Source organism: Pantoea rwandensis (assembly GCF_002095475.1).
Taxonomy (GTDB): Bacteria; Pseudomonadota; Gammaproteobacteria; order Enterobacterales; family Enterobacteriaceae; genus Pantoea; species Pantoea rwandensis.
On sequence record NZ_MLFR01000011.1, the window covers coordinates 52,303 to 70,363 of the forward strand.

Here is an 18,061-nt window from a genome sequence, read left to right on the forward strand (position 1 = left end):
AATTACTGCTGCGCATGCACCTGCTGCACCGCGGCCACCGCCAGCATATCTTCACCGCCACCCCCCAGACGCATACCGCGTACCGGACAAGCATCGAGATAATCAACGCCCACTGCCAGACGCAAATGCTGGCGCGTGCTGCGGGTGTTATTGGTGATATCAAAGCTGTGCCAATTGCCATCCAGCCAGGCTTCAACCCAAGCGTGCATGGCAACGTGTTCAACGTTATCAGTATAGAGATAACCGCTAACATAGCGCGCCGGAATACCCAGGCTTCGACAGCAGGCTAAAAACACGTGGCTGTGATCCTGGCAAACACCGCTGCTGGCGGCAAAGACTTTCGCCGCGGTATCGCTCACTAGTGTACTGCCAGGCTGGTAAGGCATTTTCAGCAACAGTTCGCTCATCAGTTTTTCCAGGCTCACCAGCGGCTTTTCAGCATGCCAGTAACGCAGCGCAAAGTCGCGAATAGCGGCATCGGGCAGCGTTAGCGGTGTCGCTCGCAAAAATACCAGAGGCGAAAGCGTGCACTCAGGATCCGGCGCCAGCTCCCCGTCATCCAGAATCTCCACCACCCCACGTGCCGCGATCGCTAACTGCTGATGCGGCGTATCCAGCGTCAGCACATGCATCACATTGCCATACGCATCCAGGGTGCGCGTGGCCTCACACGGCAGATCGAGATCCCAGGACAGGATCTGCTGATGGACCGAGTTTTGTGGCGTCAGGCGCAGATACTGGGTACTGAGTGTGACCTGCTGCTCATAGGCATACCAGGTTTTGTGCTCGATGTTCAGTCTCATTTCGCCTCCAGATAGGTTTGATTGATGCTTTCCGCCAGCGCGTTTACCTGCGAAAGAAAGTGGTTAAGCCAGCTGTACAACCCTTCACGCGTCAAACTTTCCCAAGTGCTGAAGCGCATTTCTGCCAGCAGCACCGTCACCAGATAGCGTGGGCGATCTTCGCCGCTGCTGCCGATCTGTTCCAGTTGGGTCGCGATCTCTTCGATGCAGGAGTGCAGCGATCGTGGGCTTTCGCTGCGCAGGATCAGCATCTCATTGACCAGATCCGGCATCAGTTGCTGTTTAAAGATCGCGTTGTAAGCTTCGCGCGCCGACACCGCGCGCAACAGCGAGTCGAGGCAATAATATTCGCGCACTGAATCGGGATTTTGCTCCAACAACTGCTGATTCACACTCAGCAGCCGCGCGGTACCGTCACTGCGCTCCATCAACGTACCGATGCGAATAAAACTCATGGCATCGCCGCGCAATAACGTGCCGAACATCGCACCGCGAAACAGATGCGAGCGCTCTTTTACCCAGTCGAAAAAGCTATCGGCATTCGCGCTGGTAATGCCGCGCCGCCGCATATTGCGCATCTCGATCCACGTGGAGTTGATGCTCTCCCACACTTCAGAAGACAAACTGCCGCGCACCGCATGAGCGTTGTTCCACGCTTCCTGCCAGCAACAAAAAATACTGCTGGCATTGCGGTCATCGAGAGCAAAAAAGTTGAACAACTGCGGCATGGTGAAACGCCCGTTGAGGGTTTCAAACTGCTGGCGCGTACCGGTGAGATTAAGCGGCAGCAGCAGTTCATCACCGTGGCTGCCACGCACCGGCATCAGTGAAAGCCGATTGGTGACATCCAACACCCTGGCGAGTTGTTCTGCGCGCTCCAGATAGCGCGCCATCCAGTAAAGGCCACTGGCCGTGCGGCTTAGCATGATGCGTCATCCTCCAGAACCCAGGTGTCCTTGGTGCCACCGCCCTGCGATGAGTTCACCACCAGCGAACCTTCGGTCAGCGCCACGCGGGTTAACCCACCGGGCACTAAACGAATATCCGCGCCGCATAAGGCAAAGGGACGCAGATCGATATGCCGCGGCGCAAGGCCGTTGTCGATAAAGGTCGGGCAGGTGGAAAGCGACAGCGTGTCCTGCGCGATGTAGTTATCCGGTCGCGCTTTTAGGCGTTCGCGGAAATCGCTCAACTCTTGCTGGCTGGCCACCGGGCCAATCAACATGCCGTAACCGCCGGCGCCGTGCACCTCTTTCACCACCATTTTGCTGAGGTTAGCCAGCACGTAGGTGAGATCCTGCGGTTTACGGCACTGCCAGGTCGGTACGTTGTTGAGGATCGGATCTTCATCGAGGTAGAAGCGGATCATGTCGGGCACGTAGGGATAGATCGACTTGTCATCGGCGACGCCAGTGCCAATAGCATTGGCCAGCACCACATTGCCGGATCGATATACCGACAATAAGCCGGGCACGCCAAGCATCGAATCCGCGCGGAACGCCAGCGGATCGAGGAAGGCATCATCGACGCGGCGATAGATCACGTCGACTTTGCATGGCCCGGCGGTGGTGCGCATTAGCACCGCACCATCTTTGACGAACAGATCGGCGCTTTCCACCAGCTCCACACCCATCTGCTGCGCGAGGAAGCTGTGCTCAAAATAGGCACTGTTAAAACGACCTGGCGTCAGCACCACGACGACCGGGTCGTTCACTGGTGAGCTCTCACGTAGCGTTTGTAACAGGTGTGAGGGATAGCGCTCAACCGGCGCCACATGCTGTTCCGCAAACAGTTCTGGATAGAGCCGCATCATCATCTTGCGGTTCTCCAACATGTAAGAGACACCCGAAGGCGTGCGCAGGTTGTCTTCCAGCACGTAGTATTCGCCATCGCTGTTACGCACCATATCGACGCCAGTGATATGCGCATAGATATTGCGATGCAGATCAACGCCTTGCATGCAGGGTTGGTATTGATCGTTCACCAGCACCTGTTCGGCTGGCACAATCCCGGCTTTGAGGATGTGTTGTTGATGGTAGATGTCGTGGAGAAAGGCGTTGAGTGCCTGCACGCGCTGACGGATGCCACGATCAAGCATCGCCCATTCACCCGCCGGAATAATACGCGGCACGCTATCGAACGGGATCAACCGCTCTGCGCCGCCATCGTCCCCATAAACGTTAAAGGTGATGCCCACGCGATGAAACAGCAGTTCCGCCTCTTCGCGCTTACGCGCCACTGCCTCTTTATCCGCCTGTTGTAACCACTCCCAATAATGCTGATAGTGCGGGCGGTGTTGGCCATCGCTTAGCAACATCTCATCATAGAAGTGTGACGCTATCTGGTAGCTTTCTTTCATGATTTACCCGGCGCTTGTCAGAGGACCTGTATCCTCTCCTGCACAAAGTGTGCCAGAGGCTCAGGCCCCAAACGGCACACGCGCCCCGATAGCAGAGCAGCGCCGGATAACCGTGAATTGCACCTTACTGGTGCATTAACTGCTGCGCAATTGGCAGCCAGATATCCGTCATCGCTCCCTCGCCGCCGGTGAAGGGATCACGGTGTGGGAGCGGCACGCGCGAGATTTCATCTTTCGCGGCGCGCAAACGAGAAGGCTCATCACGCACAGTTTCAGGCGACATCCCTTCAGGATAGGCGCCAACGGCGAAAAAATCGTCCGAAGCAAACACCTGCTTATGGCCGACACCAGCCGGGATCAGCACCGCATCACCCTCTCGCAGCGTCACCATGCGGCCACTGTCACCGCCAAACAGGACTTCAGCCCAACCCGACGCCACGCCTAGCACTTCATGGGTATTCGGATGGTAATGGGTGTAGGGAAAGATCGGCGCGCGCCATGCTGCAGGCCAGCCGTTCTCCGTAAAGGTTTTCTCGAACCAGACCGCGCTGTCGCTCTGCTCTTCTTCATCATAGTCCGGCGCAATACCGGGCCAAATAATCAACGGCAGTAAGTTGTTAGGCACGCCACCAGAAGGTTGCGATAGCATCAAATGTTGCGGATTACTCGATGAACCTGCTGCAAAGGTACCGGCGGCGAAAGACATCAGTAACATCAGGCTGGAAGTGTTGGCAGTCATACTCTTTCTCCGGGAAGCCACGTTACTTAATTGTGGCAAAGCCGGGGGGCATTGCAATGTGCGCCCACTAACAAAATTCACATAAAAGAATGATTTAGCTTACTAAAGCCAAATTAGTTAGCAACATATTTAACATTTTGTGGCGGGAAAAAGTTGGCGTCCTACTCTGCGCGAAACTGTTATAAAAAAACACGCCAGATCTGTATCTGATTCACTTCACTGTTATGTGCTTAACTGGCAGGCAGTGATAATTAGAGGTGAACAATGGACACGATCAAACAAATCCTGCTCGATGAAATCGCCACGCTGAACCGTGAAGGCCAGCGCGATAATCTGCCCCGCTTTAGCTTCTCTTTCCTGAAAACCCATCCTGGGTTATGGGCCATCATGTACCTGTGTTATGCACTGTGTGTGGCGCTGATCTTCTCCACCGACATGCTCGGCTGGCCGGCGTTCTGGTTTGCTACCGTGTTTGTGCTGGTGATGAGTTTCCTGATGCTGATGGACATCAATCCCAAATACCGCTTTGAGGATATCGACACCCTGGATCTGCGCGTTTGCTACAACGGTGAGTGGTATTACGTGCAGCCGGTATCACAGCAAGCGCTGGATAAGATTGTTGATAATCCCGGTACGCCAGACAGCGTGCGTAGCGGTATCGATCGTTTGATGAAGCAGAAAGGCGAAGTCGATTTTTACGATGTGTATTATCTGACGTGGGGACATAAACAGGCGGCAACTGTCTGATTTCACATTAACAGGCGTAGCGGCGCGATTTATCGCGCGCCTCTGAAGCGGCGGTGCTGCTGACTGATGCGCAATAAATTGCGCCGCTACGATTCCATGTGGTTTCGACACATTGCGTCGATACGATTCCGTGCAGTTTCGACACATCGCGTCGTTACGATTCCGTGAGGTTTCGACACATCGCGTCGTTACGATTGCATGCGGTTTCGGCACATTACGCTGTTACGATTCCGTGTGGTCTTTTGCCCGCAGTTCGGCAATCAATTTGCCCAAGGTCTCCACTGCTGCCTCAGCACGTGCATCCCAAGGCCAAGCGGTATTGAAGCGGAAGCAGTGGCTAAAACCTTCGCTACCTGAAAAGAGCTGGCCAGGGGCGATGCTAATGCCCTGCTTCAATGCCAGATGGTACAACTGCGTGGTGTTGATCTGTCCCGGCAGGGCAATCCACAGGAAGTAGCCGCCTGGCGTATCGCTAATCTGGGTTTCCGCTGGCAACACGCGGCGCAATGCCTGCTGTGCCAGTTGCTTACGCTTCGCCAGCGTCTGACGCAGCTTCTTCAGATGCGTGTCATAGCTGCGCGTGCTAAGGAAATCCGCCAGCGCCAGCTGCATCGGCGCACTGGTTGAAAGCGTGCTCATCAACTGAATACGCTGGACGCGCTGCGCATGACGCCCGGCGGCGACCCAACCGACACGAAATCCTGCCACCAGATTTTTGGAAAAGCTGCCGCAGTGTAAAACATTGCCATCCTGATCGAAGGCTTTGGCAGGAAGCGGCTTGTCCTGCCCACTGTAGAGATCGCTGTAAACGTCATCCTCAATCATCGCCACCTGATAGCGTGCCAGCAGCGCCACCAGCTGCTGCTTACGTTCGATGCTGAGCGTGTACCCGAGCGGGTTTTGCCGATTGGTCATCAGCCAGCAGGCTTTTACCGGCCAGCGTTGCAGAGCCTGCTCCAATTCCGTGAGATCGATACCCTGTTCGACATCGCTGGCGATGGCAATCGCGTTCAATTTCAGGCGCTCAATAGCCTGTAACGCACCGTAAAAGGAAGGATTCTCGATCACCACCCAATCACCCGGTTCCGTCACCGCCTGGAGGCTGAGATTGAGGGCCTCCATCGCACCGTTAGTGATGACAATATCGTCTGGCGACAGGGTAATGCCCTGTTGAGCGTAGCGCTGGGCCAGTATTTTGCGCAGCGCTTCATTACCCGGTGGCAGGTTGTTAAGCGCATCGGTGGGCTTAAGGCTATGTGAGACTTTGACCAGCGAACGCATCAGCTGGCGTTGCGGAAAGAGCTCAGGATCGGGGAAGGCGGAACCAAACGGCATGATAGCCGGATCGCGCGTCGCTTGAAGCACGTCAAAAACAAAACTGTTGGTATCAGCCTGATCGGTCTTCGCGATAGCTTGGGTAGGAAGTCGTGGGCGACTCTCCGCCGCGCGCGGTGCAACATAGTAGCCAGACTGTGGTTTAGACAGGATCCAGCCCTGACTTTCCAGCACTTCGTAGGCGTGCATCACCGTCATCAGACTCAGGCCACTCTGCTCCGCTTGCTGACGTAAGGAGGGTAGCTTTTCGCCAGGCGGCCAGATGCGCGCTTCGATTTGCGTCCGTAACTGGTCAACCAACTGCTGATATTTCGCCACCCGACCTCCGATGTTTAGGAATTTGCGGGGCTATTTTCCCTTACCCCACTCCCTCCCGCAAGCGAGAGGGGCGATTGTTGGGCAGGGATTTTGCTTTGGCGCTCGAATTCAGCTGCGCAATAAACCGCCCCTTCTCCCACTGGTGGCAGAAGGGGGATCACCGCACATAAGCCATTAAGATTGTCGCTGCAGCTCCAGCATCTCTTCCACAAAATTCGGCAGTTCGTGGATACGATCGGGCGGCACTGGCTTGCCCAGCAGATAACCCTGTAACGTATCGCAACCAAGACCGGTGAGAAACGCCTGCTGATCCTGCGTTTCCACCCCTTCCGCGACGACTTTGAGATCCAGCGACTGCGCCAATGCCACGATCGCTGAAACGATGGTGGCATCCTCGGATTTTGCCTGCAGCTCATTCACAAAGGCGCGGTCAATCTTCAGCTCACTGGCCGGCAAGCGCTTGAGATAGAGCAGGCTGGAATAGCCGGTGCCGAAATCATCAATCGACGCTTTGACCCCCATATTGGTGAGCTCGGTGAGAATACGGACGCTCTCTTCCGGATCACGCATGGCTGTGGTTTCGGTGACTTCCAGCGTCAGGAGCTCAGCCGGAATCTGGTGTTGCACCAGCGCTTGTGTCACGGTTTCCACCAGATTGTTCTGCTCGAATTGCAACGCGGAGAGATTCACCGCCACCGACCAGTGCGGATGGCCCTGCAGATGCCAGCTATGCAGCTGACGGCAAGCTTCGTTGATCACCCAGTTACCGATATTGATGATCATTCCGGTCTTCTCGGCAATCGGCAGGAATTTATCCGGTGCCAGCAAACCGCGCGTCGGATGTTCCCAGCGTAGCAACGCTTCAAAGCCGATGATTGGGCCGCTCGGCGCGCAATATTTCGGCTGATAAAACAGACGCAGTTCGCCGTTGTCCAGCGCTTGCCACAAGTCATTGTTGAGCTGCAACTGGGACTGTGCCAGCGTGTTCATTGAGGGCTGGAAGAAGTTGTAACCGTTACGCCCGTTATTTTTCGTGTGGTACATCGCAGCATCGGCGTTGAACATCAACTCGCGTTCATCTTTGCCATCACCAGGATAGACCGCAAGGCCAATACTGAGTGACACCACCAGCTCATAACGTGAGATATCAAACGGGCGATCGACTGCTTTGACTAAGGCATCCGCTACCGCTGCCGCATCGTTGGGCTCATCGATCTCAATCAGCAGCACAAACTCGTCGCCGCCCATGCGTGCCAACGTGTGATGCCCTTTCATCTGAGCAACCATGCGTTCGGCGACACCAATCAGCAGGTTATCACCCACGTGGTGACCGAAGGCATCGTTGACCGCCTTGAAGCCGTCGAGATCCATAAACATCAACGCAAACTGCGACTTCTCGCGGTTGGCTTTATTGATGGCCTGTTCCAGACGGTCTTCCAGCAAAATGCGGTTTGGCAGACGTGTTAGATTATCGTGTAGCGCCAGCTGTGCCAGTTCGCGGTTCGCTTCTGCTAACGATCGGGCGAGGATTGAGGTGCGTGCCTGCATCCGCGCGTCGAGCATCGAGACCAGCAGCGTAATCCCCAGAATCGCCAGTGTGACAACAGTGACCAGTATCGCCAGCCAGTTGCTATTCACCCCCATGTGGGTAGCGTGGCTCATCATCGGGAAATCAGCCGCCGCCATGCCGGTATAGTGCATACCTGCAATGGCACATCCCATGACCACCGAAGCCCCTAAGCGCAAGATGGTCACACGCCCGTGTCCCTCACGCAGATGAAAGGCCAGCCACAGCGCAGCACCGGATGCCACCAGCGCAATCACCATGGAAGCCGCGACCCAGCCCCAGTTCCAGGTAATGCCCGGCATGAACATCAGTGCAGCCATGCCGGTATAGTGCATCGCCACCACACCAGAACCCAGTACCAAGGCGCCTCCGAGCAGACGTCGCCACGGTAAATCACGTGATGAACACACCAGCCACAACGCAAAGATCGAGGCCAGTATCGCGACCACCATCGACGTTGCCGTCAGAAGTGGGTCATAACTCATCACCATGTCGAGACTCATCGACAGCATGCCGATGAAGTGCATCGCCCAGATGCCCACGCCCATGGCGAATCCGCCGCCAAACAACCAAACCAGCGCCACCTTGCCGGTTGAGGAAGCCACGCGTCCTGCCATATCCAGCGCAGTAAACGAAGCCAGCATTGCCACCAGAATCGAGACAATGACGGTAAACGAATCGTACGAAGTCACTAACATAGTGATTTCCCATGTTAAAGCCGTTCTAAATCAGCTGTGGTGTAATGAATGAAGAGTCAATTTAATTGCTTTTATTGTAGAAATTATCGGCAGGATCTCTGCCAATTTGAGTCTTTGAACGATGAAACCTTCCGATGCGGAAGAAAAATAAAATTGTGGGTTAAGCACCCGCCAACGGCAGCACAGTATCAGAAAATGCCATTGGTACGTTAAGTGAAGCGGTAAATTCACCGATGCGATCTGCCGGGGTTGGTTTGCCCAGTAAATAGCCCTGCAACGTGTCAAAACCGAGGCCGGTCAACAAACGTTGCTGTTCTTCTGTTTCCACCCCTTCTGCCACCATGCGCAGGTTAAGACTTTGCGCCAGCGTCAACATCGCACTCACCACCGTGGCGTCTTCACTGTCAGCGCGCAGGCTGTTGATAAAGACACGATCGATTTTCAGTTCGGTCGCTTCCAGATGTTTAAGGTGCAGCAGATTGGCGTAGCCAATACCAAAATTATCAATCGCGACTTTCACGCCAAGCCGATGCAGTTCGGCAATCCGTTGCTGGCTGAAATGCGGATCGCGCATGGCGATGTTCTCGGTGATTTCCAGCATCAATGCCCCTTCCGGCAGTTGATGGCGCAGCAAAGCATGACGCAGGCTATCGATCAGATCGCGCTGGTGGAATTGCAGGGCCGAAAGATTGACCGACACACTCCATTCTTTGTTGCCTTCATCGTGCCACTGTTTCAACTGGCGACAGGCTTCGTTAATCACCCAATTACCCAGCGCAATGATTTGCCCGGTTTTTTCCGCGCGAGGCAGAAACATATCTGGCATCAGTAATCCGCGACGCGGGTGCTGCCAGCGTAGCAGCGCCTCAAAGCCCATCAGCACCGTGCCGCCAGCACGGAATTTTGGCTGATAGAACAGGCACATCTCTTGGTATTCCAACGCATTCCACAGATCATTGGCTAGCGCCAACTGATGCTGTGCCACCGCGCTCATCACCGGTTCAAACAGGCACCAGCCGTTTCTGCCACTGTGTTTGGTGTGATACATGGCCGAGTCCGCATTGAACATCATCTCCTGCTGACTACGACCATGTTCTGGGAAGGTGACGATACCAATGCTGAGTGATACGCGCAGCGAATAACGGTCCAACTCAAAGGGCGCATCGATGGCACTGACTAAGTGCTGTGCCAGTGATGAGGCTTGCAGTGCGTTATATTGGGGGCAAAGCAGAACGAACTCATCTCCGCCCAGCCGCGCCAGCAAAATGTCCTCGCCAAGTTGAACTCGTAGCCGTTCAGCCACGGCAATCAGCAAGCGATCCCCCACGTGATGGCCCCAGGTATCATTGACGGCTTTGAAACCATCCAGATCCATGAACATCAGCGCAAAGGTTTCGTCCTGCAAGGTCGCCTGTTTAATCTGCGCGTTGAGCTGCTGCTCCAGCATGACGCGGTTCGGCAGCGTGGTGAGATTGTCATGCATCGCCAGCTGACGCAGTTCATTGTTGGCACGTTTCAGTTTGGCGGCAAGACGCGAAGCGCGTAGTTGCGCATCCAGCATCGAAACCAACAGCGTCAAGCCAAGGATACTGAGGGTAATGATGGTCACCCATACCGCCAGCCCCTCTTCACTGACACCATGGAGATGGCTCATGGTGCTCGGCATCGCGTACTCTGCTGCTGCCATACCGGTGTAGTGCATGCCCGCGATAGCAATCCCCATCACTAACGCAGCGCAAATGCGCATCATCAGCACACTCTCCCCCTGACGTAGATGGAAAGCCAGCCACAATGCCGCGCCAGAAGCCGCATAAGCAATGATCACCGACAGCGCGACTAATAGCGTATCCCAGCGGATCGCCGGTTCAATCATCAGCGCGTTCATGCCGATGTAGTGCATCGCTACCACGCCGCTGCCGAGTATCAAGGTGCCGCGCACCAACCGACGCCGAGTGAGATGACTCCCCTGCACGCCCTGCGCAAAAGCAAAGATCGACGCCACAATCGCCACCAGAAGAGACATCGCCGTGAGGGGGATGTCGTAACGCATCGTCATGGGCATCATCATGGCCAACATGCCGATGAAGTGCATCGCCCAGATACCGATTCCCATGGCCGTGCCACCGGCCGCCAGCCACAACTTCGCCAGACAGCCACGTGATACCGCAACGCGCCCGGCGGTATCCAGCGCAGTAAAGGCGGCAATAAAGGCCACAATCAGTGAAACCGTAACCAGAACGCTATCCCAGGTAACCAGCAACATGTGCGCTCCTAAACACTACCCGCTGTAGAGCAGGTGCTGTAACGACAAAAAAGACCAAAGAAGATGAGAACATTGATTAAGGGCGAGTAATGGCTGCACACCATGAAGCAGAGAGGAGAAGCGATCCAGACAATTCTAGAGGCACTACACGGTTTTTTTTTATTTTGATCATCTGTCGCTGCCAGAAAAATTAATAATATCTGATTAATGCACGAACATAGCATTGAACCGCGAGTCGCGGTAGAGGGTTAAATCACTGGTTGTTTAGTTTTTTTAACAAGCCTCTATCCCTTGTAGTTCCTAAGTTATCGGCGAAAAGTGTGAATTGGTTAAGGAAAAATCTAAGCGCAGCATCACAGGTAGCGATTTACTGATCTATAGTAAAGAAAACTGATATAAATCATAAACCCACTAGCTAAGATTATTCTTAGATAGCGGGCACTTAAGAAGTGCGCCCAATTGCGGCATTTGAATGAATTTGGATTCAATAGATAAATACGTCACCAGGTGGAAAAGCACTGACCTTGGATAATCAGTAAGGAATGATTATGAAACTCAAGCTTTTTCTTTTGGCTTCCAGCCTAAGCATGGCGTTGCCTGTCACAACTTATGCAGCGTCAACCACCGGGACCATTGCCGCAACGCTGACGTTGACCACGGGTTGTTTGGTCAATGGCCAGTCCGCCATCACCGGCGTTAACTTCGGTAGCCTGAACTTCGGAACCAGTGCCGCCACCTTTGATTCATTGGGTGCCACTTTGGTGGGCACATCCGGGAACGGTATCTACGTGCGCTGCACTACGGGTCAAACCTTTAACGTACAGGTGACAGGCAGCAATACAGCGCCTGCAACCATCTATGGTACGGCCAGTACGCAGCCCCGTTATCTCCGTCTCGGGTCAGATAACACACAGGGCATCGCTTATACCATCTACAGCGACGCCGCTTATACCACCGCGATTGCCAATAACACCAATATTGCGCCCAGTGGTACCACGGACGCCACTTTGGGGACTAACTACGCCATTTATGGCCGCATAGTGGGTGGCGGTTACAACCCGGTCATCCCAGCAGGTACCTACACGGATACGATTAACGTTTCCGTGAATTACTGATTTGGTCTATTGGAGTTAACCAGTGGCGTTAATCCGTCTGCGTTATACGCTGACCGTGATTCTGCTGCTGTGCAGTGCATCGGCCTGGGGGCTGCCGACGGCATCCTTCCAGGTCTCTGCCTCCATCGTAGCGGGATGCGTGGTTTCAGGCACGAATACCGGCGTGTTTGGTACGCTTGATTTTGGTACCCAATCCGGGGTTTCCAGCAGCAGTGTCAGCGCCAGTTATGTGCAGAGCACCACCATTACGCTCGCCTGCACACCCGGCACCACCCTGAGCATGATGATAAATGGCGGGAGTAACTACACCACTACACGGAATCTAAAACAGGCAACGTTTGGTAATACCGTCGCTTATTACCTCTACTCTAATGCCGCCCGGACGACGGCCATCCCTGTGAATCAGGCAGTCGCATTGTCCTATAGCAACGCCAATAACATTACGTTGCCCATTTATGGTCAATTGCAGTTGCCCGGCCCTACGCGCGCAGGGAGTTACACCGATACGCTCACCGTGACCCTGAGCTGGTAACGGATTTATTGATGAAGGATTCTGACTATGAGATCGCTCTCCCCCCTCCTCCTCGCGTTTCTGGCTCCGATGATGCCGCTGGCGCACGCCGCTAACTCGGTCATGATTTGGCCGATCGACCCCGTGATCAACCCCGACGATAAAGCCACTGAGCTGTGGCTGGAGAATCGTGGTAATGCCACCACAATGATGCAGATCCGGGTGTTTAGCTGGCAGCAGGTCAATGGCCATGATCAGTATCAGACACAGCAGCTGGTAGCCGCCAGCCCGCCGATGGTGCGTATTGATGCGGGGCAAAAACAATTGATTCGCCTGATAAAGCTTTCACCGGTGCCCGCGGGCAAGGAGCAGGCTTATCGCGTGGTTTTGGATGAGATCCCGACGCCCAAAACTCCTTCCCCCAATCAGGCAGGGCTGAATTTTCAAATGCGCTATTCAGTGCCGCTTTTCACTTATGGCAATGGCCTCACCGCCGATAGCGCAAAATCACAGCTTAGCTGGCAACAAGTGACGCAAGACGGTAAGCGCTGGTTGCAAATAACCAACCAAGGTGACGGACATGCTCGCCTGAGTAATCTCAGCATTGGTGGCCGTGGGCAAGGCCAAGGCTTGTTTGGCTATGTCCTGGCGCATGGCAGTAATCGCTGGCCACTCAACACCGCCGTCAGTGGGGAATTGCAAACAGAAGTGAATAAAGGACACTGGCGTGGTAACGCTAGCCAGTAAGCGCTGACCGATGCGGCCACTTCCTACTCCCTGCGCATTCGCCGTTGGTAGCGTTTTGTGTTGCCTGTCGCCCGCCGCCGCGCTGGCAGAATCTTATTCGGAACTGCCCCCGCCCCCTACGCTGGAAAATAATGCCAGTGGGCAGCAACTGCTGCTTGAGCTAGTGGTAAACCAGCAAGCGCGTGGCCAGATTGTCCCCGTCAATTTACGCAACGGAGATTACTGGGTGCGCAGTGCCGATCTGCAACAAGCGGGAATACCGCCTGAGAAGCTTAATGGGCAGCAGATTGATGTGAACCAACTGCCGGGCAGCAAAGTGGAGTATGACAACCAACGCCAGCGGTTATTACTGAGCGTGCCTGCCAGTTGGCTACCTAACCAGAGTCTCGGCGGGGCCACCAATGGCCCTCGTTACCCGGGACGGAGCAGCAGCGGCTTGCTGTTTAACTATGACCTCTACGCGACGCGTACCGGTTCGGCGGGGTCGCGCGTTTCTGGCTGGAATGAGCTGCGCTACTTTGGCAATCAGGGCCAAATCGCCACCACCGGCGTTTGGCAGCAACAGCTAGAGGGCGAAGCCATAGGCCAGAACAAAGGCTACATCCGCTACGACACGTGGTGGAGCAATGAGGATGAGAACAACGTTGTCAGCTGGCGCTTAGGGGATTTAACCACCGATGCACTTGGCTGGAGTAACAGTGTACGCCTGGGCGGCATACAGTTTGGCCGCGACTTTGGCCTGCGCCCAGATTTAATCACCTATCCGCTTCCGGCGTTTTCCGGGCAGGCTGCTGTCCCCTCAACGGTTGACCTGTTTATCAATGGCTATCGCTCAAGCCAGAATCAGGTGCAGGCAGGGCCGTGGTCGATCACGAACGTACCCTTCGTCAACGGTGCGGGCGAGGCGGTGGTCACCACGACGGATGCACTTGGCCGACAGGTCACCACAACGTTGCCGTTTTACGTGGCCAGCACGCTACTAAAAAGCGGATTGTCAGATTACTCGGTGGCCGCCGGTGCCCTCCGCCGGAACTATGGTTTTGAAAGCTTCGATTATGGTGCCGCTGCCGCCAGCGGCTCATATCGTTATGGCCTGACGGATTGGCTCACCGTGGAAGGCCATGCAGAAGGCAGCGATAGCCTGGCAACCGGTGGCGTCGGTAGCGTCGTACGTCTCGGCAGCCTGGGCGTGGTTAACGGTTCGGTGGCAAAGAGCCAAATGTCGAGCCAGCCCGGCACGCAGTACAGTTGGGGCTATCAGTACAATAATTCCTGGTTCAATTTGGGGATGCAACAAACCCTACGCAGTAGCCAGTATGGCGATCTCGCCCTAGCCAGCAGCCAAGGGTATGACAGCACCAATAACAGTTACACACTCGCACGGCGCAGCAGTCAGTATAACGCTAGCGTATCGCTGGCGGATTACGGCAGCCTTGGCGCGGCCTATATTGATATCTCATCCTCTGATGGTGAACGTACCCGGTTATGGAACCTCTCATGGAGTAAGAATCTCTGGCGTGACAGTAGCCTGTACGTCTCTGCCAGCCGCGATCAAAGCAGCGGCGAGTGGAGTGGTGCCATCTCTCTGATGATTCCATTCGGTGAGCGATCTTCGGCTTCCTTCAGCGTTGAACGTGACCAACAAGGGGGCAGTGCGCAGCGTGTTTCAGTATCACGCGCCATGCCAACCGACGGTGGCTTCTCCGCCGACGCTTCATGGGCTAACCAGAGCAGCGATAGTGGGCAGTATCGCCAGGCTAGCTTGCGCTGGCGCAATAATAAAATTGATACTTCGGCGGGCTTCTATGGTGACGATACCTACAGCACGCAATGGGCCGACGTGACCGGTTCACTGGTGATGATGGATGGCGGAGTTTTTGCTGCCAATAGCATTAATGATGCCTTTGTGCTGGTTAAAACCGACTATCCCGACGTCACTGTGCGCTACGAAAACCAATCGATGGGACGCACCGACAAGCAAGGTTATCTGCTGGTGCCATCAATCAGCAGTTATTACGCGGCGAAATACGATATCGACACACTGGACCTGCCTGCTGATATGACAGCTCCGAGAGTTGAACAGCGTTTTGCCGTCAAACGCCAGAGTGGCTATCTGCTTAACTTCCCCGTTGAACGCTTGCGCTCTGCCAGCGTGATTTTGCATGACCAGACCGGCAAACCCCTGCCGCTCTCCAGCCAAGTGCTGCGCCCCAATCATGGCACCGAATACATTGGTTGGGATGGCATTGTCTGGATGGAAGATCTCACTGCACACAACCCCCTGCAGGTTGTCACACCGGATGGCCGCAGCTGCGAAACCACATTAGAGATTGAGAATGGGCAGCCTAAAGCGCTGCAAACTTATGGTCCCTTGACTTGTTCCTTACCGCCGCTGCCCGCTGGCGCGGCGGTGCCATCGAGCGCTGATGCTCAAGCCGGAATATCGCCATGAAAAAGATACTGCTGTTGCTGATACTGTTGATCTGCCCTGCGTTAAGCTATGCCGCCTGTACCACAGCAGCGGCCAGCGGCACTTTCACCTCAACCAGCACGTTGACAGCCGCTTCAACATCCTCGCCAACCTCTGCGGCGACTGCGGTTAATTGCGGGAGCGGATCGCTACTTTCACTCGGCTCTGATAACTACATCATTTATCAATTTACGAGCGCAACAAATCTTTCCGGTTCGCGGGCAACCTTAAAGAAAGATACGACAACAGATAATATCCCGGTAAAAATGTGTATCGATAGCGCCTGTGCGACTGAATTAATCCAAGGCGCTAGCTATACCTATAACTACAGCGCACTCAATCTGTTAGGTCTGGGCGGGAATTCTAACTTCTCTATCCCACTTTATTTCTCCACGATCACAGGCCAGACCGTAGCCGCAGGGACGTATACGGTTCAAATAACGATTACGGCAACCTATCGGGTTTGTACGCTGATCGGCTTGGGAAGCGTCTGTGTTGGCTTGCAAACGGGCACGCTCTCTATTCCCATCACCTTGACCTTGGTGCTCAGCAACGACTGCTCAACCATTGTAGCCCCCGCCTTGAGTTTTGGCAGCGCCCCGTTAGTCAGCAGTTTTTCCACCGTGAGTCAGACCATCAATGTGACCTGTAGCAAAGGCAGCACCTACACCGTGGGATTAAGTAATGGCAGTTATTACAGCACCACGCGCAACATGGCTTCGGGCACTAATCGGCTGGCTTATGAGATTTACAAAGGAACCAGCGGCACTAACCGCTGGGGACCGAGCGGTACAGAACGCTGGAGCAGCAGCACGGCCACCACGCCGGCCACCACCGGTACTGTCAGCGCATTTACCTACACGGCGCAGATTCTTTCAACACAGCTCACGCCAGCGGCAGGGTCTTACACCGATAACGTGACTGTGGATTTGTCATTCTAATTACAGCGGAGCACCCACGGGCGTGCCGTTATGGCGCGCCTGATACTGTTTCACCATGCGGCCAATCAACAGCGTACCGATCAATCCGCACACAGCGGCGAATGACAGCCACACGCCAGGCATCGCTTTATCTCCGGTGGCGTGAATCAAATAGCTGGAAATTGCGGGTGTAAAGCCACCAAACAGGGCAGTTGCCAGACTGTAAGCCAATGAGAAGCCCGATGCGCGCACTTCGGCTGGCATAATCTCTGCCAGATAAACCACCATGGCGCCGTTATAGCTGGCATACATAAACGACAGCCACAATTCGGCTTCCACCAAGTGTGCGAACGTCGGTGAGCCGACCAACCAATGCAGCACCGGCCAAGTGGTTAAAATCATCAGGATGGTGAAAATAATCAGCAGTGGACGGCGACCGACCCGATCAGACAGCGATCCCATGACGGGCAGCCAGATCAAATTGGAGATGCCAACAAAAAGCGTCACCATAAAGCTCTGCTCATCACTCATCATCAGCACGGTTTTACCGAACGTTGGGGTAAAAGCCGTAATCATGTAAAACATCACTGTGGTGGTCACGACCATCAACATCCCTGCCAGCACCAATGCCCAGTTCTGTCCCACAGAACGCATTATCTGTCCCATGGAAGGATGATGTTTACGCTGACTGAACGCTTCAGTTTCTTCCAGCATGCGGCGAATCCAGAACAGGAACGGCACAATCATGCAGCCCACCACGAACGGAATACGCCAGCCCCACTCTGTGACGGCGTCTTTCGCCAGCAGATGATTCAGGCCAAGTCCCAGCAGTGCAGCAAAGATGACCGCCACTTGCTGGCTACCTGACTGCCAACTGACATAGAAACCTTTACGCCCTTTTGGCGCCACTTCCGACAGGTATACCGACACGCCACCTAACTCGACACCCGCCGAGAAGCCTTGCAGCAAACGTCCGAGCAGAATCAGAATCGGCGCGGCGGCACCCAAAGTGGCATAGCCGGGAACTAAGGCAATGGTCAGCGTCCCTACTGCCATCAATCCCAGCGTCAGCAGCAGCCCTTTACGACGCCCGTGATGGTCAATGTAAGCCCCAAGGATAATCGCGCCAAGCGGACGCATCAGGAAGCCCGCACCAAAGGTCATCAGCGTGAGCATCAGTGAGGCAAAAGGATCATCTCCGGGGAAAAAGGTTTTGGCGATTGCGGTAGCGTAATAGCCAAACACCATGAAATCGTACATCTCAAGAAAGTTACCACTGGTAACGCTAAAGATAGTTTTGGCACCGCCTTGCGATGGCTTTTGTAAAGATTGACTCGCGCTCATATTGTCCTTCCTGGGTTTTTCTTCCGTTGTAGCGGGTTGCGCCAGGAATAGATGTGATCACCTTCACCATTGCAGTTTACAAAAGTGAGTCCAACGGTAACAAGAAATTAACAACTTAGCGTTAA

Annotated in this window: 14 protein-coding genes; 6 read left to right on the plus strand and 8 right to left on the minus strand. The window is 54.6% G+C overall.

Going from position 1 to position 18,061, the window contains the following annotated elements:
- Positions 1-2: 2 nt before the first annotated feature.
- From HA51_RS12470 to HA51_RS12485, 4 genes are all read right to left on the minus strand, one after another.
- On the minus strand, positions 3-803 hold the full coding sequence (locus HA51_RS12470; protein ID WP_084934813.1) for a transglutaminase family protein: 801 nt from the start codon (positions 801-803) through the stop codon (positions 3-5).
- A complete protein-coding gene (locus HA51_RS12475; protein ID WP_084934814.1) occupies positions 800-1,729 on the minus strand; it encodes an alpha-E domain-containing protein in 930 nt (309 codons plus the stop codon). The genes HA51_RS12470 and HA51_RS12475 overlap by 4 nt, the downstream gene beginning before the upstream one ends.
- Positions 1,723-3,162 carry a circularly permuted type 2 ATP-grasp protein gene (locus tag HA51_RS12480; protein WP_084934815.1) on the minus strand — a complete coding sequence of 480 codons (1,440 nt, stop codon included), beginning with the start codon at positions 3,160-3,162 and terminating at the stop codon, positions 1,723-1,725. The genes HA51_RS12475 and HA51_RS12480 overlap by 7 nt, the downstream gene beginning before the upstream one ends.
- Before the next feature lie 124 nt (positions 3,163-3,286).
- Complete coding sequence (locus HA51_RS12485) at positions 3,287-3,901, minus strand: cupin domain-containing protein (protein ID WP_084934816.1); 615 nt, start codon at positions 3,899-3,901, stop codon at positions 3,287-3,289.
- A 264-nt stretch (positions 3,902-4,165) separates the two neighbouring features.
- Here HA51_RS12485 and HA51_RS12490 point away from each other — a divergent pair, with 264 nt between their 5' ends.
- Positions 4,166-4,648, plus strand: coding sequence for a YlaC family protein (locus tag HA51_RS12490; RefSeq protein ID WP_084934817.1), 483 nt, complete (start codon positions 4,166-4,168; stop codon positions 4,646-4,648).
- Positions 4,649-4,870: 222 nt separating this feature from the next.
- On the opposite strand, the gene HA51_RS12495 is transcribed toward HA51_RS12490, so the two are convergent.
- From HA51_RS12495 to HA51_RS12505, 3 genes are all read right to left on the minus strand, one after another.
- Complete coding sequence (locus tag HA51_RS12495; RefSeq protein WP_084934818.1) at positions 4,871-6,301, minus strand: aminotransferase-like domain-containing protein; 1,431 nt, start codon at positions 6,299-6,301, stop codon at positions 4,871-4,873.
- Between the two features lie 174 nt (positions 6,302-6,475).
- A complete protein-coding gene (locus HA51_RS12500) occupies positions 6,476-8,566 on the minus strand; it encodes a putative bifunctional diguanylate cyclase/phosphodiesterase (RefSeq protein WP_084934819.1) in 2,091 nt (696 codons plus the stop codon).
- A gap of 160 nt (positions 8,567-8,726) precedes the next feature.
- Positions 8,727-10,829: a putative bifunctional diguanylate cyclase/phosphodiesterase gene (locus HA51_RS12505; RefSeq protein WP_084934820.1), complete on the minus strand. Its 2,103-nt coding sequence runs from the start codon at positions 10,827-10,829 to the stop codon at positions 8,727-8,729.
- A gap of 548 nt (positions 10,830-11,377) precedes the next feature.
- Here HA51_RS12505 and HA51_RS12510 point away from each other — a divergent pair.
- Genes HA51_RS12510 through HA51_RS12530 form a run of 5 tightly spaced genes read left to right on the plus strand, consistent with a single transcriptional unit; the run spans position 11,378 to position 16,613 of the window.
- The gene (locus HA51_RS12510; RefSeq protein WP_084934821.1) at positions 11,378-11,944 is read left to right on the plus strand and encodes a spore coat protein U domain-containing protein; all 567 of its coding nucleotides are present in this window, start codon (positions 11,378-11,380) and stop codon (positions 11,942-11,944) included.
- 49 nt (positions 11,945-11,993) lie between these two features.
- The gene (locus HA51_RS12515; RefSeq protein WP_425435735.1) at positions 11,994-12,476 is read left to right on the plus strand and encodes a Csu type fimbrial protein; all 483 of its coding nucleotides are present in this window, start codon (positions 11,994-11,996) and stop codon (positions 12,474-12,476) included.
- 27 nt (positions 12,477-12,503) lie between these two features.
- Entirely contained in the window at positions 12,504-13,202 is a 699-nt protein-coding gene (locus HA51_RS12520; protein ID WP_084934823.1) for a fimbrial biogenesis chaperone, read from the plus strand.
- A 10-nt stretch (positions 13,203-13,212) separates the two neighbouring features.
- Positions 13,213-15,654, plus strand: a complete 2,442-nt coding sequence (locus tag HA51_RS12525; protein ID WP_084934824.1) for a fimbria/pilus outer membrane usher protein — start codon at positions 13,213-13,215, stop codon at positions 15,652-15,654.
- Positions 15,651-16,613, plus strand: a complete 963-nt coding sequence (locus tag HA51_RS12530; RefSeq protein WP_084934825.1) for a Csu type fimbrial protein — start codon at positions 15,651-15,653, stop codon at positions 16,611-16,613. Before HA51_RS12525 ends, HA51_RS12530 begins: the two co-directional genes overlap by 4 nt.
- Here HA51_RS12530 and tcuC read toward each other — a convergent pair whose 3' ends face one another.
- Positions 16,614-17,936 carry an MFS transporter gene (gene tcuC / locus HA51_RS12535; RefSeq protein WP_084934826.1) on the minus strand — a complete coding sequence of 441 codons (1,323 nt, stop codon included), beginning with the start codon at positions 17,934-17,936 and terminating at the stop codon, positions 16,614-16,616.
- Between the last annotated feature and the right edge of the window lie 125 nt (positions 17,937-18,061).

Bases quoted from the DNA above. Each gene is read 5' to 3' on its own strand.
- HA51_RS12470 (WP_084934813.1), bottom strand. From the start codon at position 803: ATGAGACTGAACATCGAGCACAAAACCTGGTATGCCTATGAGCAGCAG.
- HA51_RS12475 (WP_084934814.1), bottom strand. From the start codon at position 1,729: ATGCTAAGCCGCACGGCCAGTGGCCTTTACTGGATGGCGCGCTATCTG.
- HA51_RS12480 (WP_084934815.1), bottom strand. From the start codon at position 3,162: ATGAAAGAAAGCTACCAGATAGCGTCACACTTCTATGATGAGATGTTG.
- HA51_RS12485 (WP_084934816.1), bottom strand. From the start codon at position 3,901: ATGACTGCCAACACTTCCAGCCTGATGTTACTGATGTCTTTCGCCGCC.
- HA51_RS12490 (WP_084934817.1), top strand. From the start codon at position 4,166: ATGGACACGATCAAACAAATCCTGCTCGATGAAATCGCCACGCTGAAC.
- HA51_RS12500 (WP_084934819.1), bottom strand. From the start codon at position 8,566: ATGTTAGTGACTTCGTACGATTCGTTTACCGTCATTGTCTCGATTCTG.
- HA51_RS12505 (WP_084934820.1), bottom strand. From the start codon at position 10,829: ATGTTGCTGGTTACCTGGGATAGCGTTCTGGTTACGGTTTCACTGATT.
- HA51_RS12510 (WP_084934821.1), top strand. From the start codon at position 11,378: ATGAAACTCAAGCTTTTTCTTTTGGCTTCCAGCCTAAGCATGGCGTTG.
- HA51_RS12520 (WP_084934823.1), top strand. From the start codon at position 12,504: ATGAGATCGCTCTCCCCCCTCCTCCTCGCGTTTCTGGCTCCGATGATG.
- HA51_RS12525 (WP_084934824.1), top strand. From the start codon at position 13,213: ATGCGGCCACTTCCTACTCCCTGCGCATTCGCCGTTGGTAGCGTTTTG.
- HA51_RS12530 (WP_084934825.1), top strand. From the start codon at position 15,651: ATGAAAAAGATACTGCTGTTGCTGATACTGTTGATCTGCCCTGCGTTA.
- tcuC (WP_084934826.1), bottom strand. From the start codon at position 17,936: ATGAGCGCGAGTCAATCTTTACAAAAGCCATCGCAAGGCGGTGCCAAA.